The following is a 25,337-nucleotide window of genomic DNA, read 5'->3' on the forward strand; positions in this document are numbered from 1 at the left end:
GTCATGAAGCCGACCGGTCTCGCAGCGGGCATCGCGCTCGCCCTCGCCGGCTGCTCGTTCGGCCCGAATGGCGCGCCGCCCGCGATGCCGCAGCCGTCGCATTACGGCGTCGAAGCGCAACCGTCGCAGACCGTGGTCGCGCAAGGCGTCGCGCAACAGTTCGTGGTGGGCGCGAAACCGGTGCCGCAATGGTGGAAGCTGTATCAGTCCGACGCGCTCAATGCGCTGGTCGACGAAGGCTTGCGCAATAGCCCGACACTCGCTGCTACCGACAGAAGTCTCGCCGCCGCGCGTGAGCAATTGCGCGCGCAGATCGGCAGCTCGCTGTTGCCCACCATCGACGCGGGCGGCCAGGCGACCCGCAATCGCGCGCTGGCAATTCCCGAGATCGGCACCAACACGTTCTTGTACAACGTGTTCGCCGGCCAGTTAGAAGCGCGCTATACGTTCGATCTGTTCGGCGCGGCGCGGCTTGCCGATGCCGCGCTTGCCGCCCGCGTGAATGTGCAGGCGTACCAGTTCGACGCCGCGCGTCGCGCGCTGGCCGCCAACATCGTCACCGCCGCGATCACGAGTGCCGCGTTGCATGCGCAGATCGACACCACCACGCGCCTCGTGACGATCGCCGACGATCAGGCGCGCGACACGCAACGCCGATATGCGCTGGGCGCGGTCTCGCATGCCGACCAGTTGAGCGCGTGGCAAAGTGCGGCGAGTCTGTCGGCGAGTTTGCCGGGACTCAGGCAGCAATGGCTGAACTCGCGCCATGCGTTGGCCGTGCTGCTCGGCCGCACGCCCGATGCCGCGCCCGACGATCTCGCTCTCGCGCAACTGCATGTGCCCGATCAGGTGCCGGTCGTGGTGCCTTCCGAATTACTGCGTTCGCGCCCGGACATCCAGGCCGCCGACGCCGCACTCAAAGCGGCTGCGGCCGACGTCGGCGTGGCGACGGCACAGATGTTCCCCAGCCTGTCGCTCAGTGCGTCAATGGGTCAAGGCGGATTCAGCTGGCCGGTGGCGCTGTCGGGCGCCGGCGCGATCTGGAGCATCGGCGCGTCGCTGTCACAGCCGATCTTTCACGGCGGCGCGCTGTTCGCACAACGGCGCGCGGCCCTCGCCACCTACGACGCCACGGTTTTCCAGTACAAACAAACGGTGCTGAGCGCATTCGAGAACGTCGCCGATACGCTCGCCGCGCTCGAACACGATGCGCAGGCGCTGGACGCCGCGAGCATCGCCGCGCGCTCTGCGCAAGGCGTTTTCGAGGACACCGCCGGGCGTTACCGGCTCGGCGCCGTGCCGATTGCGGCCGCGCGCTCGAGCGAGCAGCAGTACCGCAACGCGCAGCTCGACGAGATCCGCTATACCAGTGCGCGTCTGACCGATACGGCGACGCTCTTTCAGGCGATGGGGAATCCGCCTGTTGAATCGGCCAGCCCGGCGACGCGCGCCGCAGACACGGCGACGACGGTTCCAGGGGCGAGTTCCGATGCCGGTCAAGGACACTCCAACTAGCTCGGGGATGCCGTTGGGCGTCGCGCGTACTTATCCCCAGTTTTTGTTCACAAAGCTGTGGACAAATCACACCCTGTGATAACCAGCCCCGCTACATCAACCCTTCCGGGCGGCGTTTGGAGAAAATTGCTTTCCCCTCGCGCCCTTAGACATCCATTCCCCCATGTTTCCCCACACGCTGCGGTGCGGCGAACCTTCGTCCTCTTACAGCAGGACGGTCCTATATCTCAGACATGCGTCTCGTTTGGGATTCAAGCTAACGGCGACCCTTGGTGCGGTCTAGCGAGACAAGTGACTTGTCTAAAGTCTGAACAGATGAGTGGTCGATGCTGCGGTGCATGTCGGATGGGCAACGGTCCCCGCGTTCCCCCACGGCACGCTAGAACTGCGCCGTCGCCTGCACTCCCACCGTCACACTCGAAGTCGGAAACCCGCTGGGTTTGTAGACCGGCGTCCCAACGAACAGGTCATAGGTGATACCGACGAAGCGGGAAGGCAGACCACCGCGGATACCGATCACCGCGCCCGCCAGTTGTGTCCCGGCCAGAAACGCGGTGTTCGGCCCAAACACGCGCCCATAGTCGAGACCGGCATACAGCGCCTGTCCCGTCTCGCCGATGGGCCGTTGCAACTCGTTGCGCCAGTAGATGCCCTTTTCTGCCGCCGGCATGGTTTCGCCGTCGAAGCCCCGCACCGTGTAACGGCTGCCGATGGTCAGGTCGTCCAGATAGAACAGCGTGTCGTTAGTGAACTGCGCGTGAACGGTCGTCATGTAGCGCAAGCTCTGTTGCGCGACCGCGAACGGCACTGACAGGTTCGCATCCAGAACCGCCATGTGGTAACGGTATGTGGGACCGTCGGGGTACGGATCAGGCGTCGCGCCCAGCCCGCCAATCCCCTGACGGTACGCAAGCGTGCCGTCGAACTGCGACACGCCAACGTAGTGCCGGTCGGTCAGGCCCGCTTCGATGAACGTGTTGTTGCGCCGCTGCTGCGGTATGGCTGTGTCATCAATGAAGCTCTCACCGAAACGCTTCGATAGCTGGAACTCCACGCCGAATACATCGCTCTGGCTGCGGCTCAGTACGCGCGCGAGCCTCAGTGCGGCTGTCTGCGAGTTACCACTGGACACGAACGTCTGGTTCACGCTCGCAATGTTCTGGTAGTAGGCGTTCGTGTTGCCAGACAGCGTGGCCGTCCAGTATCCCCACGGCAGCGAGTACGAACCGTTGAAGCCGTGCGAGCCGAGCGCCTTGTTGCCGAACGACAGGTCCTGATTTGCGCCGGCTGTGAGAATATCGTTGAGTCCCAGCGGATTGTCGATGCCAAGGCTCACGTTGCCCTGCCACTTGCCGGTCGCATCCGTACCCGAGTTGTCAACCGATGCGAGCAGGCTCCAAGGTTTCGCGCGCTTCACGCTCACCACGACATCGCTTTCGCCGGGAGTATTGGTCGGCTCGATCTTCATGTCCACGTCCTGCGACGCGACGCGCTTCATCTGCTCCAGGCCCTGTTCAAGGTCGCGCAGGTCCAGCAGGTCGCCGTCGCGGGCGGGGAATGCAGATTTAAGGGTGCCTTGTGTCTCAGCGCCCGCAAAACGGAGCTGGTGGATGACGCCAGGAACGAGCGCAAGCGCCAGCATGCCGCTGGACAGGTCCTGCTGCGGGACGAGTACGCGCGTTGTGACATAGCCACGGCTCAGGATGGCCTGCTGCAGCCCCTTCGTGAGCGTGTCAATGCCGGGCTTGCCGATGCATTGGCCCCTATAGTGATCGAGCCACTCGCGCGCAAAGGCGAACGGGTCCAGTGATAGCGCCGACGCGCCCGTGCTGCGCACGGCAGCGGGCAGCGTTGTTGGGACATCGAGCGCGAATTTGCCGATGCGGAAGCATGGTGTTTCGACCGGCAGCAGCGGATAGCCCACGAACGTTGGGAGGGTCGAACGCACGGCGGGAGCCTGCACGATTGCGTCGCGCTGCTGTGCGTCACGCTGCTGCTGGATCTGCTGGTTCTGCCCGGCGTTGGCCCGTGCGGCGGCGGCTTCATCGGCCGGCGTCGGCGCATGCTGCGCGTTCGACGCGAGCGATACCAGGGCTGTGAGCGGCAGCGCCGCTAGCCTCTTTTGAATTTTCATCAATTTAAATTGTTCCGACTACTTCCGTGCGCGCGAACGCTCGACTCGATCGGCGAACGCAACCCCTAATCGACACAGCCCAACTCCCGGAACCAAGACCGTCAGGTCGGGCTCATGCGTGCCAAACGCGCCGAATCCCAATACAACAAGCGACATTAGCGCTACGGTAGTAGGTTGCGTTGCGCGGGTGTCGCTAGTGCAGCAACGACCGTGTTGATGAGGAATATGCCAGTAGCAATACGCCAGACCAGGCCTGCACAGCGATTCAGGCACCGAGCCAGCAAGGCGTACTCGACGGTCAAACAAAGTATGTTGACGACCGCTTATTTGGTCGTCGAAACGCGTCGCGTTGTTGAGGCTTTGCCGGTTGAACCGAACAGCAGACGTCCATGGCGTCATACTCACGACTCAAGAGTGAGAATATGCTTTGACAGATTTACACCCTCTCAATACAGAAACAATGCCCGCAAAGCAAAGGCACCCTGTCAATACCGGGCTTGGGCCGGGTTGAGCAACCATTGTCAGAACGACCATGCCAAAGTTAGTGAGAAATGTCCCCAATGCGATGCGCCAGACCAGTTTTGTGGGTCGGCGCAAGCACCGTGCTAACAGGCAGTAGACGACGGCAAAGGCGAGAACCATGACGACTGCGTTGACCGTTCCTGAAAGACGTTGCATCGCTGTTGCCTGCTGCGGAAACGGGATAGGAGCGCCACCCGTCGCCAACATAACCGCAGCGACCACCTGGAGCACCGCCAAAATATAGAGCGCGACCTGCGCGACAGCGAACTTGTCTTCACTGACAAAAGCGGTAGATTGCAACTCGGTCATTTCTCCCCCCCTGAATTATTGTTTTCGTCCTTGACCTCGTAGCTCTTGCGCGCCTTCTTGTAGCTGTTGTCGAACGGCTTGATATGCAACATTCGCGCCCTGCAAGTCATACCACCGACGGCGGCGACGCCAAATCCAAACAATACCGGTATGACGCTCCAACGTGATGAGGGAGCGCATTTAAGGGAGCTGAACATAATGGTCAGGCCAACTACGAATAGCATTACGCTTGTCGCCCATGTCAAATTTCCATCCTCGATGCACTTCATTTGTTTCCTCCACCATTTACAAACCGATTCCATTCGAAATTGGTAAATCCTTGGATAGCCTTAGCCCAGCTACCATCGTTGAACTGATTGGCAGCCTCGCTTACTGCCGGTGTCAGCCCGGGGTAAAGTCCTGAAATAGCCCCCGCGACAATTCCAGTGGTACCGCTCTCCAGATACTGACCAACGTTGGGCTTCGCGAGTTGAGCCACGGCATCCGCACCCAAGCCAGTAACTGTCGCCCCAAATGCGATCATGTCGAATACAGGTATGGAAGGCGATGGCACAGACGCAGCGGCAGCGGCCACCGATCCAATCCGCCCTGCGTTAGTCGAGATCATCGACGCGGTATTGGCTGGGCTTGTTGCTTTCAATGCTCCTTTTGTTCGGCAGCACTTTGATGCCTTAACGCTCTCAGTTCCTTGACCAATTGATAAGTAATTCCACTAAAAAAGATCAGGAACAGTGGTATCCCGACCAGTAGAATCTTCCAATCCGAGCCCTTGGCAATAGAAACCATCACTACAAACACCATCATGGCACCGAGCGATAGATAAGCCTTTATAAATCGGACCACAACTCGTCGCGTCTCATTTCGCATCATTTTTTTTGCTGGCTCTGGTGGTTTTGAATGTAGTTTTGCAGCGGCCCGGCCATTCCCTGAATGAGTTGATTTGCAAACGATCCCAATGCGCCTGGCAACACCGCATTAACATAAGTCCCCGCGCCGGCCATCCGACAGCCAATCCGCCAGACAGATCGGGATTGCTGCCCGTCATACCGGCCGCACCAAACGCGCCCACACCCGCGACCGCCGCGTTATATCCGTTGGCCACAATCCTTTCAGCGGTTCCCATTCCTGAGACCGCCGAGCCGCTGATCGCAAGCGGGTAACTCAGCCCGCCGACCACTCCGGCAATGTACGAATTTGTGAAGCTCGGTCGATCCTTCGACAAACCAGCGTAATAGCTGTACGCGCTACCGGAGTAATCAAGTCCGCCAGCCAACATCGCAGCAGTCACGGCTTCTGGCCCGATGAGCGTCAGCGCGGCCGCTGGCGCGCCGTAAGCGCCCATCGTCTGTATATTTGCCGCCGCTGCATCAGCATTTGTACCGTGCGCTTGAATGGCCGCGTTCAATGTTGCTTCATTGCATGGTCCAGTTCCAGCACACACTTGCGACACAAGATCCTTCGGTTTCTTGTCGGGCATATCACGTTCACCTGATCGAGGCCGTTGTGCGTCTGAATGACGGACGGCGCATGCTCGCCACCGGCGACGATCTGTGCATCCGATAGCGACGGCAGCGCGCCTGCCACTACAGGCGCCGCCAACACGTACCGCCGCAGCAAAAAGATCACACGTCGTAATTCTCGACGGCTCGACGCGGTCTCACATCCCCGCTTGCCTGCTGCCGTGGCGAATTCCTCGACGGCGAGCCCCATTTCCCTCAGCCGGCTGTCTCTCAGCCTGTTTGTGTTCCGGTTCATTCTTGTGATTCGTATTACGGATGACTAACGATCCGTAAATTAGCGGATATTACATGAACTGAATGTCAACAATTTGCAAAAATTGGCAGCGCTGCAACGTTTGTGAAGATTCGGATTAGTCTGATCGAGGAGTGCCCCGTGCTCGATATAGCTGCGGGCCGCCCGACAGAAAGGCACATGCACGACACGCAAGGGCGCCACGCCGTACCGCTCACGTCGGGAAACACAGTGTCAGGGGGAATGGACGACGCGCGGCCGTGTTCTGGGAAAGCGTCCCGTCAAATAGGACGTTCGATGAAGATAGCGCGGGCGTGAATAGAACACACGACGCGTAGCGGACGCATGTGCTCGCCCGGTCGGGCCGCGTCGCAATCAGCACGGAGCGCTCACTGTCGTATCGCGCCCCGCACTCTCAGAAAATTTAAGACATCTCCGTCCCGAAGCCGCGACAAGAGCGGCCCGGCACACGACATTGCGTCACGGTTTGTTCGATTCGAACAGGTCCATGATCTGTTTCTTCTCGTTCGACGACACGCTCGGCGGCGGCACGACCGGCGGCGTCATTCCAGCGGGGCCGACACCGCCCACGGCGTCGCTCGCGCCGGCAGTGGGATTCGCCGAATCGAGACCGATGCTGGCGACGAACCCATTGCCCGGGGTCATGTCCGTGTAAAACAATTCGCCGTCGACACTCGTCACCCCGTCGGGCTGCGGGGGCTCGCTTTGCGGCACGCCGCGCAGCGCGCGCTGCATGTACTCGACCCAGATCGGCAACGCGAGTTGTGCGCCGAACTCACGGCTGCCGAGTGTTTTCGGCTGGTCGTAACCCATCCATGCCACCGCGACGAGCGACTGCTGATAGCCGGCAAACCAGCCGTCCTTTGCGTCGTTGGTCGTACCGGTCTTGCCTTGCAGGTCCGAACGATGCAGCACGTTGGTGCCCGAACCCGTACCCGATGTAGCCACCGAATGCAGCAGGCTGTTCATGATGAAAGCATTGCGCGGTTCGAGCGTGCGCGGTGCGTCGCGGCCGGCGGTAAGCGGCTGCGCTTTCGAGAGCGGCTCGCCGCGCGCATCGGTGACTTCGTTGATCAGATACGGGTTGATGCGGTAGCCGCCGTTTGCAAACACCGAGTAGCCGCCCGCCGACTGCAACGGCGTGACGAGGCCCGCGCCGAGCGCCATGGGCAGATACGGCGGGGTCTTGTCCGCATCGAAACCAAAGCGCTGCGTGACGAACTCCTGCGCGTATTTCGTGCCGATGAACGACAGAATGCGGATCGACACGAGGTTCTTGGACTTCTGCAACGCGAGACGCATCGGCATCGGACCGTCAGGCTGGTCGTCGTCCTTCGGCTCCCAGGCGTCGCCGCCCGGCGTGCTCGACGGGAAGTACAACGGCGCGTCGTTGATGATCGTGGCCGGTCCGAGCCCCTTGTCGAGTGCGGCTGAATAGATGAACGGCTTGAAGCTCGAACCTGGCTGGCGCCATGCCTGCGTGACGTGATTGAACTTGTTCTTGTTGAAGTCGAAGCCGCCCACGAGCGCGCGAATCGCGCCGTCCTGCGGCGTGAGCGACACCAGTGCGCCCTCCACCTGCGGAAGCTGCGTGATCTGCCAGCCGCCCTTGTCGCCCTCGACGACCCGCACGATCGAGCCGACCTTGATCTTCGTCGCGGCCGTGGCGCGCGTGCTCAGTGCACCGGCGACGAAGCGCAGACCGTCACCGCTGATCGTGATCTGCGTGCCGTCCACGAGTTGCGCCTTCACCTGCTTCGGGCTGGCATCCGTGACGACCGCCGCGATGATCTCGCCGTTGTCAGGATGGTCGGTCAGCGCGTCGTCAATCGTCTGGTCGCGGTCGTCGCCCGGTGCGGGCAGTTGCACGAAGCCTTCCGGTCCGCGATAGCCGTGACGCCGCTCGTAATCCATCACGCCTTTGCGCACCGCGCGATACGCGGCGTCCTGATCGGCGGAGTCGATTGTGGTGGTGACGTTCAGGCCGCGCGTATAGGTTTCGTCCTTGTATTGCGCGTACATCATCTGCCGCACCATCTCGGCAATGTACTCCGCGTGCACGCTGTACTCGTTGCCCGGGTTCCTCGTGTGAATCTCTTCTTTCACTGCCTGATCGTACTGATCCTGACTGATGTAGCGCAACTCCAGCATGCGCCTCAGAATGTATTCCTGACGGATCTTCGCGCGCTTCGGATTCACCACCGGGTTATACGCCGACGGCGCTTTTGGCAGGCCGGCGAGCATGGCGGCTTCCGCGAGCGTGATGTCCTTGAGATCCTTGCCGAAATAGACGCGCGCGGCCGCCGCGAAACCGTAAGCGCGCTCACCCAGATAAATCTGATTCATGTACAGCTCGAGAATCTGATCTTTAGTCAGCGCGCGCTCGATCTTGTACGCGAGCAGCATTTCGTAGATCTTGCGCGTGTAGGTCTTTTCGCTGGAAAGGAAGAAATTGCGCGCCACCTGCATGGTGATCGTGCTCGCGCCCTGCGACGCGCCGCCGTGCGCCAGGTCGGCAAAACCCGCTCGCAGAATGCCCACGAAGTCCACTCCGCCATGCTCGTAAAAGCGGTAGTCCTCGATCGCCAGCACGGCCTTCTTCATCTGATCCGGTATGTCCTGGAAGCGTACGAGACTGCGGCGTTCTTCACCGAATTCGCCGATCAGCACGTGGTCCGCGGTGTACACGCGCAATGGCACTTTCGGGCGATAGTCGGTCAACGCGTCGAGCGAAGGCAGTTGCGGCCCCATCACCACCAGCGCATAGCCGAGAATCAGCGCGCCTACTACCGCGAGCGTCGCAATCAGGCCGATGAACCAGATACCGATCGTGGCGCCGATCGAGCGGCGGCCAGACTCGGCGTCGCGCGCGGCAGCGTTGCGTCCTGGAGTGCGTTGGTAGGAGTCCCGGTCTTCGCCAGCCGGAGAATTGGAAGAATGCGGTCGTTTGATGATTGGCATGACTGGAATGGTGGGCGCGTAACTGAACGCCTTTCTGCGCGCGCTCCTGGCGCGTGCATGGATCGTGAGCAAACATCGTGGCCTGAAACGCAAAGCACCGCGCGACCCTGTGCCCCCGGCCGGCCGCAACGGCGCGCCCGAGACCGCTTCTGGCGCAACGTAACAGCGCATTTTAAAAGAAATCGCGCACGCTCCAAGGGTGTTTTTTTGTAAGAATTCCCTTTGGACCGGTTCGACCCTGTAGAAGACGCCAGCCTCGTGCGCTATCAGCGGCGCAAAGTTATCAACAGAAAATGTGCAAAGGCCTGTGGACAAGCGCCTCGCAAACGCTACAACCCGTTGATGTCACGGGATTTTCATGCAGCGCACGTTCCGCATCGGTGCAACTCGTCATATGATGGACGCGAGCGCGTGCCAACCACGATTGCCGCGCCGGCGTAGGCCAGAAATACGCCGTGATTCGCCCATGCCAACAAGTCTGCGAGCCGATTATGAACAAGCCCAGCGAGCGCATCGTCGTATTTGTCACGACCGCGCAGAAACGCGCGATCACTGCCACCGCCGACAATCTGGGCATTAGCGTCAGCGAACTGATGCGGCGCGCCGTGCTGAGCTTCGGCGCGACGAGCGAACAGGTGAAAGCGGCGAGTATCGTCGACCGCCTGCGTGCGCCGCGCGCGCCGGATGCGCTCGATGCGGCACTCCAACGTGTCGCTCGCGGCACCAGGTACGCCCGCGCGACGCAGCCGCCAGCTTTGCAAACGGGCGCGGGAAGTGAAAACAACGCTGCCGGCACGGCAGGCGTAGGCGCTGCTTCGGCTGCGGCCACGGGTGCGTTGCCGGGCTCGCCGGTATCTGCGCCCGCTCCACTGCTGCCCGCCGGCGTCCTCGCGGCGCTCGCCGCAGCGGAGGATAGGCAAGCCGCTGCAACCGCAGAGGCCGTCGCGCGCGTCGCGGCCGCTGAAGCCGCAGCGGGTGGCGCGATGCCGACGGCGACCGAAGCGGATGCGCAGGTGCGGCGCGTGATGAAGCGCCCGCGCGTCGACACGTCACACGAAGATGAAGATCCACGCGCCGATCCCAGCACTGAAGGCGGCCGGTTCGCGTGAAGCGTTTTAATCCGTTGCCTATATGACACTTCGCCTGTCGAACCGCGCGCGATCGCGTGCCCGCCGCATCGCTACTGCGAAGTCGTTGCACCTCGTTACACGAAACGACGCCCTCTTCTGAGCTTTCCATACTGCAAGCTTTGCTCGCGCTGCACACATCACAGCCTTCTACTCTCCGACTCCTGCGCAACATTGACGACACGCAATCGACACCGGAACGCTGCAAAGTTGGCAGATCTGTCATCGCGCCCTTTAAGGCGGTTTTAAGAGACCTCGTGGTGTAATATCCGCGAGCGACTGAATCACCTGTCGCATATTTTTATGCATTACGCGGCTGCGCTTCGCCTGCCGGAACGGGACATTTCCTGGCGCAGCTATTGCATTTCACCCGCGCGCCCCGAACTCCGGTCCGAACACTGCGCAGCTTCACGCGCAGCGGCGTAAAGTAGTAACGAAGCAGCACTGGAAAGCACTGAAGCATGCAGATTTTTTCAGCGCCGATTACATTCTCTGGAGGTTTTCATGTCGCTTTTTGACAGCATTTCGCGCACGCTCAAAGGTCTCCTGAACGACGCAGCCGATTCGGTGCAGGACCCGTCGCGTGACTCGCGCCAGATCGTGCGCGAGCTCGACGAGAGCATCGCCAAAGCTGAGAATTCGCTGATCGAGATTCAGGCGCAGGTCGCCACGCAGCAAAGCAAGCGCGATGTCGCCGCGGACAAGGCAAGGAAGTATGAAGACGGCGCAAAGCGCGCGCTGCAATCGGGCGACGAAGCACTCGCTCGCGAAGCACTCGGCGCACAGGCGAACGCGGAAGCGGAACGCGACGCGCTTGCGAAGGAACTGGTTACGCTGGAGCCGTCGGTTGCACAGTTGAAGAGCCAGATCGAAGACATGCGCACGCGTCGCAACGACCTGAACGCGCGCTCGAATATTCTTCAGGCGAAGCAGCAGATCGCCCAGGCGAAAGATGTGGCGGCAACCGCGCTTGGCGGCATTGGCGGCAAGAATCTGTCGGAAGATTTTCAGAAGCTCGAAGATAAGGTCGCATTGTCGAATGCGCGTTCGGACGCACGCCTGAATTCCGCCGACGTGAAAAGCGGCAAGGCGCTCGACGACAAGCTTGCCGATCTGAACCGTGGTCCGTCCGTCGACGATCGTCTCGAAGCGTTGAAAAAGCAGTTGAACACGCCGGCCCAGTAATTGCGTGCATAGCACGGGCCGCAACGGCGGCCATCGAAATGCACTGAAGGAGACGGGCGCGCTGCGCCCGGTCCGTACATGAAAAAAGTTATCGCAAGCGTGTTCGCATCGCTGCTGCTCGCGTCGGCCTCGGCTTTCGCCGTGCCGACGGCTCAGCAGATCGAGTCGGCGATGTCGCAGGGCAACTGGCAGCAGGCCGACGCTGGTCTAAGCGAAGTATTGCAGGCGCATCCGAACAACGCCCATGCGCATTATCTGTATGCACAGGTGCTCGACCGCGAAGGCCGCCCGGCCGACGCGCTGGCGCAGGTGCAGCAGGCGAAAACGCTGGACCCGCAAATCCGCTTTACCGATCCGACCCGCTTCGCGCAGACTGAAGCGCGCATTCGCAGGAATGCGGAGCGCACCGGCGGTGCCGGTGGCGGTACGTCGAGCCGCGCGCCCAATCCTTTCGCGCAACAGACTTCGCCGGCTGTGCAGCAGCAGTCGGCCATGGTGCCTCAGGCACCTCAACGACATGGTCCGGGGGCGGGTATGTGGATCGGAATCATCCTTCTCGTCGTGGTGATTGCGCTGGTATTGCGCTGGACCTTGCGGCGCGCCCGTACGCAGGACGACACGCGCGCCGACGACGATCGTCGCGTGCAACTCAAACGCGCCACGGATATGCTCAACGCCGTGCGCTCGCTCAAGCTCGACGTGAAGCTTTCCACCGCGCCGGGTCATGAGGCGCTGGAGAAGGAAGTCGAAGGCGTCGAAGAACAGTTGCGTGGCGTGATGGAAAGCCTGTCGAACAGCAAGAATCCGGTGCCACCGTACCAACTGGACGAACTTGAACAGCGCATTGGCAGCTTGCGGGCGCGCGCGGACGGACGGCCCGATCCGTACGCCGCGCAGGCCGGCGCGGCGCAGCAGTCGCCGTATGCACAGGAAGCCGAACGGTTCGGCAATCCGCCGCAATCGCCCTATCCGCCTCAAGCGCCTTATCCGCAGCAGGGACCGTATCAGCAGCCGCCCGTCATCGTGCAGCAAGGCGGCGGTGGTTTTGGCGGCGGCATGGGCGGCCTGCTTACCGGCGTGCTGCTCGGCGAAGCGCTGAATTCGGGGCGTGAGCGCGTGGTGGAGCGAGACGTCATTGTCGACGACGAATCGCGCCGCCGGGGCAACGACTCGAACGATGGCGGCGGTCTCGACTTCGGCCAGGGTTCGAACGACTGGAACGACGGCGGCGGCGTCGACATGGGCAACAATGACGATTCGGGCGGCTGGACGGATACCTGATCGACCACGCATCCAGTATCGGTTGGCCGGACACAGCCGTGCCCGAGAAAAAGGCTCCGCAAGGAGCCTTTTTCTTGCGCGGATCGATTTCATTCCGCCAATCCGGCCACTCTGCGCAACGCCGCATCACACGCCTTCTGCGCGTGCGCTCCGCTCACCTCATGCTGCGCGAGCAGCACCGAACCTGCGAACAGTCTGATGATAAAACGCTTCGCATAAGCCCCAACGTGTCGCTGCGCGCATCGGTGGAAAGTAGTCGCACGCGTCAATTGCTTCATTCAATCCTTTTGCCGCATTATTTTTCCAACGATGGAGACCTCCGTGACGCCTGCCTCATCCGCCCCGACCGTACCGCCCCGCATCGCGATTGTCGGGAGCGGCTTTGCGGGAATCGGCATGGCCATTCGCCTGCTGCGGGAAGGCATCACGTCGTTCACGATCTACGAGGCCGCCGCGGACGTCGGCGGCACGTGGCGCGATAACACCTATCCCGGCGCGGCATGCGACGTGCCCTCGCATCTGTATTCGTTTTCGTTCGAGCCGAATCCAGCGTGGTCGCGTGCTTTCGGCGGACAGGCGGAAATCTTCGCTTATCTGAAGCATTGCGCGCGCCAGTACGGCGTCGATCCCTATGTGCGCTGCAATGCGAGGGTGAGCGCCGCGCGCTTCGACGAGGCGCGGCAGGTCTGGCATGTCGAGATCGACGCCAACGGCGTAACCGAGCATATCGAGGCCGACGTGGTGATCGCGGCGAGCGGTCCGCTGTCGCGCCCCGCGCTGCCGCAGATTGCCGGGCTCGATCGCTTTCGGGGCAAGCTCTTTCACTCCGCACGCTGGGACCACGCGTATCCACTCGAAGGCAAGCGCGTTGCCGTCATTGGCACCGGCGCGAGCGCGATCCAGTTCGTACCACGGATCCAGTCACGCGTCGCGCGGCTCGAACTGTTTCAGCGCACCGCACCGTGGATCATGCCGAAACCCGACAGGCCGATCGGCTCTCGCGCACAGTGGCTGTTCCGCCATTTACCGTTCACGCAGCGCTTCGTGCGCAGCGCGATCTACTGGCAACTCGAATCGCGCGCAATCGCATTCGTGGTCAATCCCAAACTGATGAAGTTGCCGATGAAGTTCGGCCTCGGCTATCTCGAACGTCGTGTGAAAGACCCCGTATTGCGTGCAAAGCTGACGCCGAACTACCGGCTCGGCTGCAAGCGGGTGCTGCTTTCGAGCGACTATTATCCGGCGCTCTGCCAGCCGAATGTCGACGTGGTCACGACGGGCATCCGCGAGATCGTCGCCGACGGCATCGTAACCAACGATGGCATTCTTCATCATGCCGACGCGATCATTTGCGGCACGGGCTTCCAGGTCAACGACGTGGGCGCGCCGTTCGACGTGACCGGCATCGACGGCGCGGATCTCGGCGCGATGTGGCTACGCGATGGTCCAGAAGCCTACCTCGGCACGAGCGTGGCCAACTTCCCGAACTTTTTCATGATCGTCGGCCCGAACACCGGACTCGGTCATAACTCGATGATCTACATGATCGAGTCGCAGGTGCAGTACATCGCCGACTGCCTGCGCGTACTGCGCCGTCGCAACGCCCGCACGATGAATCTGCGCCCCGACGTGCAGCGCGATTTCAACGAGCGTCTGCAGAAAGAGATGCAGCACTCGGTGTGGGTTAGCGGCTGTCATAGCTGGTATCAGACGAAAAGCGGCAAGGTCACCGCGCTGTGGCCAGGCTTCACGTTCAGCTTTCGCAAACGGACGCGACGCGTACGGCCGCACGATTACCGTTTTGCGCGTTGAGCGGTGGCGGGGTGCGCCGCGCGTGCGCTCCCTTGCGGACGCGGACAACGCCACACCGCGCGTGAACGTGCACCACAGCGTGTGAAAGCGCGCTGCCGGCCAGATGGAACCAGAATGGGAGACGACGAATGGCAAACCTCGAACTACGTTGCCGCCGGTTGCGCCATCGCCGCCACGCTCGCTTGCCGCGACGCTCGGCATCACCAGGGGGCCGACGCTCGTGCTGTGGGGCGCGCGGGATCGCTGGATTCCGACGGCTCATGCGAGCGGGTTTTCAGTCGCACTCCGGGCGCGAAACCGGTGCTGTATCCGCGGCGCGGGCCTATTCTGACGGCGGGGGCGCCGAAGCGGGAGATATCGGATGTGCTGGCGTTTGCGGGGTCAGGCGGGGCGTTTCCTCGCGGCGAGCTGAGCAGGTCACGCGTTATCCGCTCCCTCCTAGCAGGCGCAACAGTTCCCAAAGGAACTTGCAGAGCATGACGATGAGTTCCCACAAGTGGTAAAGCTGTTGCCAGGCTGTTACGCGGGCGAAGGAATCGAGCATTGAGCTTGCTGGTGGCCGTTTTCTGATTGCACATGATAACCACAGCGGGTTCTTGTGGACCTTTGCCGGTTGGCTGAGTGGTCTATCTGTTGCCCATGTTCGGGGCGGCATTCACGCATTGTGGCGGTTGCGGCCGGAAGATAACAAGCCGTGTGAGCGTCACACCGTGACGCCAGACAGTGTTCGCGCCGACCTCGAGCAGCGCATTGGTTCGATCTACGAATGATCCTCTTCGGACCTGATGATCTTGACGGAGCGGTCATCTGCCGCTGCCGACTGTGTGCATCCCGGCGGGCTCGCTGGGGAGCCAGCGTTTCCCCCTGTTCCGCAAATTGAGATATGTCTGATCGTGTTGTGCTGGCGCGCGTGCGAAGGTTCTTGCATCTTCAATGTATGCGAGAAAGCGATGAAGTCATGTATGGTTTTGGCGGTGACGGTGGGCTGCGTGGCCGGTCTGAGCGGTTGTATTACGCCGACGCACACTTACGATGAGATTCATGCCCGCGGGTGGACGCGGGAGAGTTTCGAGCAGCGCTTTCCGGCTGGCACGACGGAAAAGCAGGTATTCAACAAGCTCGGAAGCCCTTTTGCATCTAAGAATGCGGGCGACCTGACGCGCTGGGATTACGTCGGCGGTGTGTCGGGCCAGGAGCATGTGATGTTTATTTTTCGAAACGCGCAGCTCGTGGAAAAGCGGTACGAGAATTTTTAGTGCCCGGGCGCGGGCGGGCTTTTGCTTTTGGGGATGAGATTTCGGGCGCGCGCAGCGCGGGCGGCTGGTTTTGAATTTTGGTGGTTGTCCTTGGCGTTCGCTTTTTTTGTAGTTCGCCTGCGGCGTTGGGCTTTTTGTGGTTCGCCTGCGGCGTTTGGCTTTTTGTAGTTCGCCTGCGGCGTTGGCCTTTCCTTGTCTTGCTTGTGGTCTATTAGCGTTGCCCCTGTGCGGGGCGGCACTCACTTTCTTTGCGGCCGCAAAGAAAGTAAGCAAAGAAAGCGGCTCACACCGCCAGCCATGAAGCGGGCGCCCCGGCTTGGAGGGCATATTGGTTCGATCTACGAATGATCCCCCGCACACTCCCCGCCCGTGACACAGCCGTCATCCGCTCCCACTCCGCACTGCGTGCGTCGCGGACGGGTCTGCCAGGGAAACCAGTGGTGCACTGACACGGCGGTGGGGCCATCGGCTTCGCCTCGGCGAGGCGCCGAGAAGATCAATGGTTAGTGTGCGCAGGGGCGCGCGGACAACCGATGGTTGCGGATGTACCCGTCGGCGCGCGTAGCGCCGCCGGAAGAATGACTGCCTTGTCACAGGAGCGGAGTGTGCGGGGACACGGATTCCAGATGGGCCACTGCATCCTGCAAGCCAAGGGACCCGCTTAAAAATTAGCGGTTTGAGCCGCTTTCTCTTGCCTACTTCTCTTTGCGGCGGCAAAGAGAAGTAGGTGCCGCCCCGCACAGGGGCAACGCTAATAGACCACAAGCGCAACAAGGAAAGGCCAAAAAAACAAGCAAACTAAAACCTGAACCTGAACCTCAAACCACCACACTCCCCCTCTTCCTCTCAGCCTTCTGCATGAAATAATTAACCACCACCACCCCAACAGTCACCACAGCAATAAACAACGTCGCCAATGCATTCATTTCCGGATTCAACCCAAGCCGAACTCGAGAGAAAACAACCAGCGGCAATGTCGTCGACCCAGGCCCCGACAAAAACGCGGACAGAACAAGATCATCAATAGAAAGCGTAAACGACAACAACCACCCGGAAACAAGCGCCTGCGAAATCAACGGCAACGTAATAAAGAAAAACACGCGCAAAGGCGTTGCACCCAGATCGAGCGCCGCCTCTTCGAGCGATGGATGCAACTCCCTCACCCGCGACTGCACAATGATCGCGACATAAGAAATACAGAGCATCACATGTCCGATCCAGATCGTGAAAATGCCACGACCGGCAGGCCACCCCAGCCACTTCGCCATTTCAATGAACAGCAGCAGCAACGAAATGCCCTGAATCACCTCGGGAATGACCAGAGGCGCATTGATCATCCCCGTATAAAGCGTGAAACCACGAAACCGCCCCATTCTGGCCAGCACAAAACCAGCCCACGTGCCAATCACTACGGAAGCAAACGCCGTCAGCAACGCCACCCGCAATGAAAGCCACGCAGCCGCAATCAACTCGTCGTCCTGCAACAGTGCCGCATACCAGCGCGTCGAAAACCGCGTCCACACCGTCACCAGTTGCGACTCGTTAAACGAATACACCACCAGGCTGACAATCGGCACATACAGAAACAGAAAACCGATGCCCAAAGCCAGCCACTGCAACAACCGGTTCGGCTTCATTTGCGCCTTTCCTCCATCGCCTTTGCCTGCGCGTACTGGAAAAACGCCATCGGTACCAGTAACAGCAACACCATTGCACATGTGACGGCAGACGCCATCGGCCAGTCCGCGTTGTCGAAGAACTCATTCCACATTACGCGGCCAATCATCAGCGTGTTCGCGCCGCCGAGCAGTTCGGGGATCACGTACTCGCCTACCGCCGGAATGAACACCAGCAGACAGCCCGCGATAATGCCATTCTTCGACAACGGCAGCGTAATCTGCCAGAACGCCTTCCACGGCCTTGCGCCAAGATCGTAGGCGGCTTCGAGCAACGTCATGTCCATCTTCACCAGATGCGCGTAAAGCGGCATCACGAGGAACGGCAAGTACGAATACACCATGCCGATGTAGACGGCGGTATTCGTGTGATACAGCTCGATCGGCGAATGAATCAGCCCGATCGACATCAGAAAGTTATTCAGCAACCCGTTGTTCTTCAGAATGCCGATCCACGCATAAACGCGAATCAGGAACGACGTCCAGAACGGCAGCATCACGGCCATCATCAGCAGATTGCGGCTCGCCGGATTCGAACGCGCGATGTAGTACGCCATTGGATAACCGATCAGCAAACACAGCAGCGTCGAAATCGCCGCCACCACGACGGAGTTGACGTAGGTCGCGAAATACAGGCTGTCGGTCAACAGAAACGCGTAGTGCGACAGATCGAGCGTGATGTGAATCGCGCCGTCAGCGAACTGGGTCAGCTCGGTATAAGGCGGAATGCCGAGTTGCAGGTCGGCAAAGCTGATCTTTACGACGAGCAGGAACGGCACGAGGAAAAACAGCAGCAGCCAGACGAACGGTCCCGCCACCACCGCCGTGCGGCCGGTGAGATTGAAGCGGCGCACCGGCCACGTTGCGAATGCGTTGAGCGTGCGCTTCATGATGTGAGGACCACGCCGGCAGATGCGCTCCAGCGCACGTACACTTCGTCGCCCCAGGTGGGCGTATCGATCTCGGTCAGCGCAAGGCTCGTTACATTCGCAATCACGGTCTTGCCGCCGTCGAGCTTCACGTGATACAGCGAATAGCCGCCCATGTACGCAATATTCGTGACCATGCCCTTACCCCAGTTGTACGCGCCTTCGGGCGGCTTGCGGGTCAGCGCGATCCGCTCGGGTCGCACGGAAATGGTCACCGGCATGCCGAGCGGACCGGTAATGCCGTGGTTCACGTATAACCGGCACGGCAGGTCCGGGGTTTCGATAAACACGTGATCAGGCTCGTCCTCGACCGTATGGCCCTCGAACAGATTGGTCGACCCGATGAACTCCGCCGAAAAGCGGCTATTCGGATACTCGTACACCTGGTGCGGCGTGCCGATCTGCACGATCTCACCCTCGCTCATCACGGCAATGCGCCCGGCCATCGTCATCGCCTCTTCCTGATCGTGCGTGACCATCACGCAGGTCACGCCGACCTTATCGAGAATGTTGACCAGTTCGATCTGGGTGCGCTGGCGAATCTGCTTGTCGAGCGCGGACATGGGCTCGTCGAGCAGCAGCAGCTTGGGACGCTTGACCAACGAGCGGGCGAGCGCCACGCGCTGCTGCTGACCGCCCGATAACTGATTGGGCTTGCGCTTCGCGAAACGGCCCATCTGCACGAGCTCGAGCGCGGCCTGCACGCGGTCTTTCAGTTCGGCCTTCGGCACGCCTTCCTGCTTCAGACCGAACGCGACATTGCTTTCCACCGTCATGTGCGGAAACAGCGCGTACGACTGGAACATCATGTTGACCGGCCGCCGGTACGGCGGCAGTTGCGAGAGGTCTTCGCCGTCGATCAGAATCTTGCCGGAACTCACGCTTTCGAGCCCGGCCATCATGCGCAGCAACGTGGATTTGCCGCATCCGGAACTGCCGAGCAGTGCGAACAGTTCGCCCTTCTTCACCGAGAGGTTCACGCCTTTGACCGCGACGGTCTCGCCAAACTTTTTCACGACGTCGACGATCTGGACGAAATTCGCCGCTGCGTCTTCGGCCGCGACTGCAGCGCCCTGATTCGCGGATGGCACGACGGCCCCGGTCAGTGCGCCCGACTGCTCACTACTCATCACAATGCATTACTCCGGCGTTTGACGAACAAAGCCCCCGGTGAACACCGAGGGCTTCTTGATGATGCTGACCCGTTCACGTTGACGGCGTTAGCGGCCAGACTTGAATTCAGTCCACAGCCGCGTTTGCAGCCGCTGGATTTCCGGCGGCAAAGGCTTCAGCAGAAACAGGGTTTTGATCACATCTTGCGGCGGATACACGGCCGGATCGTTCGCCACGTCCTTGTCCACGTATTTGCGCGCTTCGAGATTGGCGCTTGGGTAGTAGACCGCGTTGGTGATCGCGGCGTGAACCTGCGGCGTCTCGATGTAGTTGATCCATTCGAGCGCGGCTTCCTTGTTCTTCGCGTCCTTCGGAATGGCCATGACGTCGAACCACACCGGCGCACCGCCCTTCGGAATGTAATACTCGATCTTGTAAGGCTTCTTCGCCTCGACCGCGCGATGCTTGGCGATCACGACGTCACCAGACCAGCCGTACGCAAAGCACACGTCGCCGCCCACCAGGTCGTTGATATAACCGGACGAGTTGAACTGCGTAATGTACGGGCGGATCTTTTTCATCATCTCGAGCGCGGCGCGGTAGTCGGCCGGATTCGTGCTCATCGGATCCTTGCCGATGTAATGCAGCGCGGCAGCGAACATCTGGTCCGGCGCATCCAGCACCGAGACGCCGCACGCTTTCAGCTTCGAGATGTTCTCCGGCTTGAAGAGCACGTCCCAGTTGTCGAGCGGCACGTTCTTGCCGAGTATCTGCTGCGCTTTCGTGACGTTGTAGCCAAGGCCGGTGGTGCCGTATGCCCAGGGCACGGTGTACTTGTTGCCGGGATCGGCGCCGGCGACGAGCGCCATCAGCGACGGATCGAGGTATTTCAGGTTGGGCAGCTTCGATTTGTCGAGCGGCGCGAAGATGCCCGCGGCGATCTGCTTGCCGGCGTAATTGCTGGTCGGCACGACGATGTCGTAACCCGAATTGCCGGTGAGAAGCTTGGCCTGCAGCGTGTCGTCGCTGTCGTAATTGTCGTATTTGACCTGGACGCCGGTCTGCTTCGTGAAGTTCGGAATGGTGTCCTTGGCGATGTAATCGGACCAGTTATACACGTTCAGCTGCGTGTCTTTCGCAGCGGCCGTCAACCACGGCGCGGCGCACAAGACCAGCGCCGCCACTTGCCCCACTACCCGTCTTTTCATTCCGTTCTCCGATCTCGGCCGACCACGCCGGCCATCCTCACTCGCGCCGCGTTGCCGAGCACGCGACTCCCCTGAAAAACCCGAAAACTACCACTAATTATTGCGCGCGCCAAAAAAAATCCCACCTCGTCGCGCAAACGGTACAGTGCAAGCCGCACCGGAAGAAATGGGCGCAATTTTAGCGGGTTATCGCCCGCTGTCTACCCGAAAAAAACCCCGGCGGCCGCGCTGCTGTTATCTGATTGTCAAGTTGCGACGCCGACGTATCGCAAGAGGGGTGCAGCGTTATATTCATAAAACGTGTGCCGCGTTTGACCCTGCGTACGAGCCGGGCACGAGGTTTGCGCAAATGTGCAGTCTTGACCCCAGGCGCCAATGAACACCAACCCGTCCGTCTTACGGCCCAATCGCCGCCCGCGTTTGCCGGGTAACGGTCCCACACGCCCGGCGCACTGGTTTTCGTTCGTCGGCGCGGGCGCGCTGATCGCAGTCGGCTATATCGATCCGGGCAACTGGGCAACCGCGCTCGGCGCGGGCGCAGCCTATGGCTACAAGCTGCTCGGCATGGTGCTGCTCGCCAGCATCATGGCGATGCTGCTGCAATGGCTGTCCTCACGCATCGGCGTGGTCACGGGCCGCGATCTGGCGCAGCTGTGCCGTGAGCGCACGAGTCGCGGCACCACGCTGTTCCTGTGGCTGACCAGCGAGGTCGCGATTATCGCGTGCGACGTCGCCGAGGTCGTCGGGAGCGCCGTCGCGTTGCAATTGCTGTTAGGCGTCTCGCTCACTATCGGCGTGCTGATGTCGGCGGTATGCACGTTCGCGCTGCTCGCGCTTCAGCAAAAGGGTGGCCGCCGGCTCGAAGCCGTGATCGCAGCGCTGATCGTGTTCGTCGGAATGTGTTTCGTGGTCGAACTGGCGCTCGCGCGGCCCGACTGGCACGAGGCGCTGGCCGGCGTGGCGCCGAGCGTCGATCTGCTGCGGCATGCCGGCATGGTGTGGCTGGCGGCGGGCATCGTCGGCGCGACCGTCATGCCGCACAACCTGTATCTGCACTCGGCGCTCGTCAAGCACCACGCGCCGGAGGGCACCGATACGCAGATCAAGGCCGCGCTCCAGGTGGTCAACGTCGACACGTTCGCGTCGCTTTCATTTGCTTTCGTCATCAACGCGGCGCTTCTGATCGTCGCGGCGGCCGTCTTCTATGCGAGCGGCCATCGCGACGTGACCGATCTCGCCGACGCTCACCGGCTGATCGCGCCGCTCGTCGGCACGCACTGGGCGGGCATCCTGTTTGCCGCGGCGCTGCTCGCCTGCGGACTCAGCGCGACGGTCACCGGCACGCTGGCCGGTCAGGCGGTCATGGAAGGCTTCCTGCAAATCCGGCTGCCGCGCTGGAAACGCGCGCTGCTCACGCGCGCGCTGGCGATCGGCCCGGCGCTCATCGCCGTGACGATGTTCGGCCAGAACGGCTCGAATCAGTTGCTGGTGGCAAGCCAGGTAGTGCTCAGCCTGCAACTGCCGCTCGCCGTGGTGCCGCTGATCCGCTGTGCTTCCGACGCTGCGCTGATGCGCGGCTGGCGTGTGCGCGGCGTGCCGCTCGCGCTGTCCTGGTTAAGCGCGATGTTTATCGTCGTGCTGAACGCTGCGTTGTTGTGGCAGCTGACATTCGGCGCATGAGCGCGCGGAAAGACCCACTCGCTTTTTCGCTCGGACTGGCAATGCAGTGAGTTTGTAAGTATTCTCCGAAATCTGTGGCAAGGCCGGCAGAATGCTCGCAAGGCGCACGTTGCGGGTCGAGCCGTGATGGTTTGCAACGGCTGCCTGTTTTTACTGGCGGCCGTTTTCGCGCCGCTCTTAAACCACTTTTTGAGCCCTGTTGCGCCTGTGGCGCCCGTTGCGCCGCCGCGCTCACATGCGCAACTTGTGGTGGCCTCGACTGCACAGCCGGCGCGGCTGCTTGAGCCGTCTTTCGACGCGCCGTGACGCACTACATTGTTCTCGCTTTTCCGCTTCCTGGACGATAGCCCATGCGCCTTCACGTTTCATCCGCCTCATCTGTTTGCAAGCCGAGGCCTACGGCCCGTCGCGCGGTGCCGTGCCTGCCGCGCACCGCGATGCTCTCGGCGCTCGCCGCTGTCGCACTCTTTGCCGGCGACGCGCGCGCCACGGTCGCCATGCTGCAACCGGCGCGCGTCGCGGCGCTCAACGAACCGCTGCAGATCACGCTGATCTATTCCGCCGACGACGCGAGGCCGCTCACCGTGACCGTGCCGCCGTGCATCCGCGTGAATCTCAGCATGGCGGAACTGTCGCCGCAGCCGCTCGATCTGCAACGCGAGCCGGGCGTGCCAGGCACGCTGCATTTGCGGCCGGGGCAGTTCCGCAAGGTGCGGTTCTCGGCACCGTGGCCACAAGCAGCGCGCGGCGAGGTGCGCATCGACCCGGTGGGTTTCGACGCGTCGCCGGCGATCGTCGCGATCAATCGAGGACCGCAGCAGGACGCGCTCGCTCAGGCCGAGCGCTCGGAGACGCAGGCGACGACTCCCGCGCAGGCCGCCGCCACGGCCGCGAAAGTGGACGGCCCGACGGGCGACGCGATGTCGCCGCCGGGCGACTCGCTTGCCACGACTGGCCGCGGCGTGCTCGCTCACCTGTCGTACTACGAGCCGATGTACATTGCCGTAGGCCGCAACGGCGACACGAATGCACGGCTGCAACTGAGCTTTAAATACCGCATCCGCATTCCGGACGATCTGCGCTCGAAGTCGCTGCTCGACAACCTGTACTTCGCGTACACGCAAACGTCGATCTGGGATCTTTCCGCCGACTCGCGGCCGTTTCGCGATACCACCTACAGCCCCCAGCTGTTCTATTACGTGCCGGACACCGGCTGGCACAGCTCGTGGTTCACGCGCATGGGTTTCGCAGCGGGCGTGAGTCACGAGTCGAACGGCAAGGCTGGCGACGACTCGCGCAGTATCAACATGCCGTTCATCCGGCCGACGTGGGAATTCGGCGACCTGACGGCGAACCATCTGACCGTGTCGCCGAAAATCTATTACTACCTGGGTACGAGCAACAACCCGGATATCGCCGACTATCGCGGTTATGTCGATCTGCTCGTGAAGTATGGAAGCCCTGACGGCTGGCAGCTTGCCACCACGGTGCGCAAGGGCACGAAGCACTGGTACGGCAGCGTCGACACGCAGTTCACTTACCCGCTTGCGAAACTGCTCGGCAGCGCGTGGGGCGGCTATGTGTGGGTCGGCTATTTCAACGGGTACGGGGAGGACCTGCTCGATTACAACAACCGTCAACACTGGATTGCGCGAGTCGGGTACAGCATTGCGCGGTGATTGAGCGGACAACTTGCGCGAATGCGCGGCGCACGCTGCCAGCCGTGCATCGATCACGGCCAACGGGTCCGTCACGGCGAACCTTGCGGCCGGCATCGGTTAACATAGCGGAACTCTGCTTCTGCGCTCAAGGTTTCCGATGGCTTCGAATCTCCACGATCTTCCCGACAGCCCGTGCATCGGCGTCTGTTCCACGCTTTTCGACGACATCTGCAAAGGCTGCGGCCGCACCGCAGCCGAAGTGTCCAACTGGGTGTTCCTCAGCGACGAGGAAAAGCGCGCGGTCTGGACGCGCATCGAGCAGGACGGCACCGCGATGCGCTTCAAAAACGACAAGCTGTAACCGGCGGCTCACAGCACTAGAACCGCATACCCACACCTAGCCCGACCACCACCGGGTCGATACTCAGGCGGCCTAACGCCTCGCCGCCGAGCGATGCATCGGTGTGCATCCAGATCTTCTTGATGTCCGCGTTGACGAACAGCGACTTCGTCACCTGCACGTCGACGCCGGCCTGCAACGCCGGCCCAAAGCTGTGATTCGTGATCGAAATCGGCGCGCCGCCGGCGTTCAGACCGTTGTTGTAGAAGAGCGTGTAGTTCAATCCCGCGCCCACATACGGACGAATCCGCCCTGCATGGTTGAAGTGATACTGGAGCAATAGGGTGGGCGGCAACACGTTGACCCCGCCGAGACTGCCGAGGCTCGACGTCAGCTGATGACGCGACGTGCCGAGAATCAGCTCGACGCCGAGGTAGTCGCGAATCATGTAGGTGAAATCCAGCTCGGGCACGATCGCGTTATTCACATCGACGTTCAACGCCGACAGGGAATGCGTCGTCCCCACATCCGGCATGATGCTGATGGCCCGCAGACGCACGAGCACATCGCCCGCGTGAATGCCGTTCATCGAGTCATTGCTGGTGGCGGTGGTGCCGGTGCTGCCTGCGCCATCGCCCGCGTCTGCGGCATGCGCGAGCGGCGCGAGCGTGCCCGCGACTAACAGACTGGCCGAAATCACCGTGGTCCGGATGCGGCTGCCGAATGAGTGCTTCATGTGCTCCCCGAGCGTGTTGTACGTGCGGGGATTGTCGAAGCAATCACGGGTCCGCACGTTGACCCGCGTCAACCCAGCGAATACACCAGGCGACCTGCGACAGCCGGTCGCGTCGTGTT

19 protein-coding genes and 1 pseudogene are annotated in these 25,337 nt (G+C 61.5%); 10 read left to right on the forward strand and 10 right to left on the reverse strand.

Translation table 11 applies throughout. From position 1 onward, the window contains the following. Positions 1 to 3: 3 nt before the first annotated feature. Positions 4 to 1,515, forward strand: coding sequence for an efflux transporter outer membrane subunit (locus AAGS40_RS07920; RefSeq protein ID WP_345814319.1), 1,512 nt, complete (start codon positions 4 to 6; stop codon positions 1,513 to 1,515). 379 nt (positions 1,516 to 1,894) lie between these two features. Here the strand turns inward: AAGS40_RS07920 and AAGS40_RS07925 are convergent, their stop codons facing one another. The 5 genes from AAGS40_RS07925 to AAGS40_RS07945 form a co-directional block, all read right to left on the reverse strand. Further along, complete coding sequence (locus tag AAGS40_RS07925) at positions 1,895 to 3,649, reverse strand: ShlB/FhaC/HecB family hemolysin secretion/activation protein (protein WP_345810736.1); 1,755 nt, start codon at positions 3,647 to 3,649, stop codon at positions 1,895 to 1,897. Between the two features lie 408 nt (positions 3,650 to 4,057). Continuing rightward, complete coding sequence (locus AAGS40_RS07930; protein WP_345810737.1) at positions 4,058 to 4,480, reverse strand: hypothetical protein; 423 nt, start codon at positions 4,478 to 4,480, stop codon at positions 4,058 to 4,060. 265 nt (positions 4,481 to 4,745) lie between these two features. Continuing rightward, a complete protein-coding gene (locus AAGS40_RS07935) occupies positions 4,746 to 5,120 on the reverse strand; it encodes a hypothetical protein (protein WP_345810738.1) in 375 nt (124 codons plus the stop codon). Positions 5,121 to 5,336: 216 nt separating this feature from the next. Next, positions 5,337 to 5,957, reverse strand: a complete 621-nt coding sequence (locus AAGS40_RS07940) for a hypothetical protein (protein ID WP_345810739.1) — start codon at positions 5,955 to 5,957, stop codon at positions 5,337 to 5,339. A gap of 755 nt (positions 5,958 to 6,712) precedes the next feature. Beyond that, positions 6,713 to 9,214 (reverse strand): penicillin-binding protein 1A, encoded by a 2,502-nt coding sequence (locus tag AAGS40_RS07945; protein WP_345810740.1) that lies wholly within the window; start codon positions 9,212 to 9,214, stop codon positions 6,713 to 6,715. Between the two features lie 491 nt (positions 9,215 to 9,705). Between AAGS40_RS07945 and AAGS40_RS07950 the strand changes: the two genes are divergently transcribed. From AAGS40_RS07950 to AAGS40_RS07975, 6 genes and pseudogenes are all read left to right on the forward strand, one after another. Beyond that, positions 9,706 to 10,323, forward strand: a complete 618-nt coding sequence (locus AAGS40_RS07950; protein ID WP_345810741.1) for a hypothetical protein — start codon at positions 9,706 to 9,708, stop codon at positions 10,321 to 10,323. A gap of 522 nt (positions 10,324 to 10,845) precedes the next feature. Then, the gene (locus AAGS40_RS07955; RefSeq protein ID WP_345810742.1) at positions 10,846 to 11,526 is read left to right on the forward strand and encodes a PspA/IM30 family protein; all 681 of its coding nucleotides are present in this window, start codon (positions 10,846 to 10,848) and stop codon (positions 11,524 to 11,526) included. Between the two features lie 78 nt (positions 11,527 to 11,604). Then, on the forward strand, positions 11,605 to 12,807 hold the full coding sequence (locus AAGS40_RS07960) for a tetratricopeptide repeat protein (RefSeq protein ID WP_345810743.1): 1,203 nt from the start codon (positions 11,605 to 11,607) through the stop codon (positions 12,805 to 12,807). A gap of 321 nt (positions 12,808 to 13,128) precedes the next feature. Continuing rightward, a complete protein-coding gene (locus tag AAGS40_RS07965) occupies positions 13,129 to 14,619 on the forward strand; it encodes an NAD(P)/FAD-dependent oxidoreductase (RefSeq protein WP_345810744.1) in 1,491 nt (496 codons plus the stop codon). A gap of 193 nt (positions 14,620 to 14,812) precedes the next feature. After that, positions 14,813 to 15,099 (forward strand): annotated as a pseudogene (locus AAGS40_RS07970) (hypothetical protein); the annotation flags it as partial. A 482-nt stretch (positions 15,100 to 15,581) separates the two neighbouring features. Then, positions 15,582 to 15,875: a hypothetical protein gene (locus AAGS40_RS07975; RefSeq protein WP_345810745.1), complete on the forward strand. Its 294-nt coding sequence runs from the start codon at positions 15,582 to 15,584 to the stop codon at positions 15,873 to 15,875. An 818-nt stretch (positions 15,876 to 16,693) separates the two neighbouring features. On the opposite strand, the gene AAGS40_RS07980 is transcribed toward AAGS40_RS07975, so the two are convergent. The 4 genes from AAGS40_RS07980 to AAGS40_RS07995 form a co-directional block, all read right to left on the reverse strand. Continuing rightward, positions 16,694 to 17,512: an ABC transporter permease subunit gene (locus tag AAGS40_RS07980; RefSeq protein WP_345810746.1), complete on the reverse strand. Its 819-nt coding sequence runs from the start codon at positions 17,510 to 17,512 to the stop codon at positions 16,694 to 16,696. After that, positions 17,509 to 18,441, reverse strand: coding sequence for an ABC transporter permease subunit (locus AAGS40_RS07985; RefSeq protein WP_345810747.1), 933 nt, complete (start codon positions 18,439 to 18,441; stop codon positions 17,509 to 17,511). The genes AAGS40_RS07980 and AAGS40_RS07985 overlap by 4 nt, the downstream gene beginning before the upstream one ends. Further along, complete coding sequence (gene potA / locus AAGS40_RS07990; protein WP_345810748.1) at positions 18,438 to 19,610, reverse strand: polyamine ABC transporter ATP-binding protein; 1,173 nt, start codon at positions 19,608 to 19,610, stop codon at positions 18,438 to 18,440. Before potA ends, AAGS40_RS07985 begins: the two co-directional genes overlap by 4 nt. Before the next feature lie 90 nt (positions 19,611 to 19,700). Continuing rightward, complete coding sequence (locus tag AAGS40_RS07995; protein ID WP_345810749.1) at positions 19,701 to 20,801, reverse strand: polyamine ABC transporter substrate-binding protein; 1,101 nt, start codon at positions 20,799 to 20,801, stop codon at positions 19,701 to 19,703. 375 nt (positions 20,802 to 21,176) lie between these two features. Between AAGS40_RS07995 and AAGS40_RS08000 the strand changes: the two genes are divergently transcribed. The 3 genes from AAGS40_RS08000 to AAGS40_RS08010 all read left to right on the forward strand — a co-directional run bounded on the left by AAGS40_RS08000 (position 21,177) and on the right by AAGS40_RS08010 (position 24,503). Further along, positions 21,177 to 22,481, forward strand: coding sequence for an Nramp family divalent metal transporter (locus AAGS40_RS08000; RefSeq protein WP_345810750.1), 1,305 nt, complete (start codon positions 21,177 to 21,179; stop codon positions 22,479 to 22,481). Between the two features lie 437 nt (positions 22,482 to 22,918). Then, positions 22,919 to 24,160, forward strand: coding sequence for a phospholipase A (locus AAGS40_RS08005; RefSeq protein ID WP_345810751.1), 1,242 nt, complete (start codon positions 22,919 to 22,921; stop codon positions 24,158 to 24,160). A 139-nt stretch (positions 24,161 to 24,299) separates the two neighbouring features. Then, entirely contained in the window at positions 24,300 to 24,503 is a 204-nt protein-coding gene (locus AAGS40_RS08010) for a DUF1289 domain-containing protein (RefSeq protein WP_345810752.1), read from the forward strand. Positions 24,504 to 24,519: 16 nt separating this feature from the next. On the opposite strand, the gene AAGS40_RS08015 is transcribed toward AAGS40_RS08010, so the two are convergent. Then, a complete protein-coding gene (locus tag AAGS40_RS08015) occupies positions 24,520 to 25,218 on the reverse strand; it encodes an OmpW family outer membrane protein (protein ID WP_345810753.1) in 699 nt (232 codons plus the stop codon). Positions 25,219 to 25,337 lie beyond the last annotated feature (119 nt).

It is taken from the genome of Paraburkholderia sp. PREW-6R, assembly GCF_039621805.1.
Classification (GTDB): domain Bacteria; phylum Pseudomonadota; class Gammaproteobacteria; order Burkholderiales; family Burkholderiaceae; genus Paraburkholderia.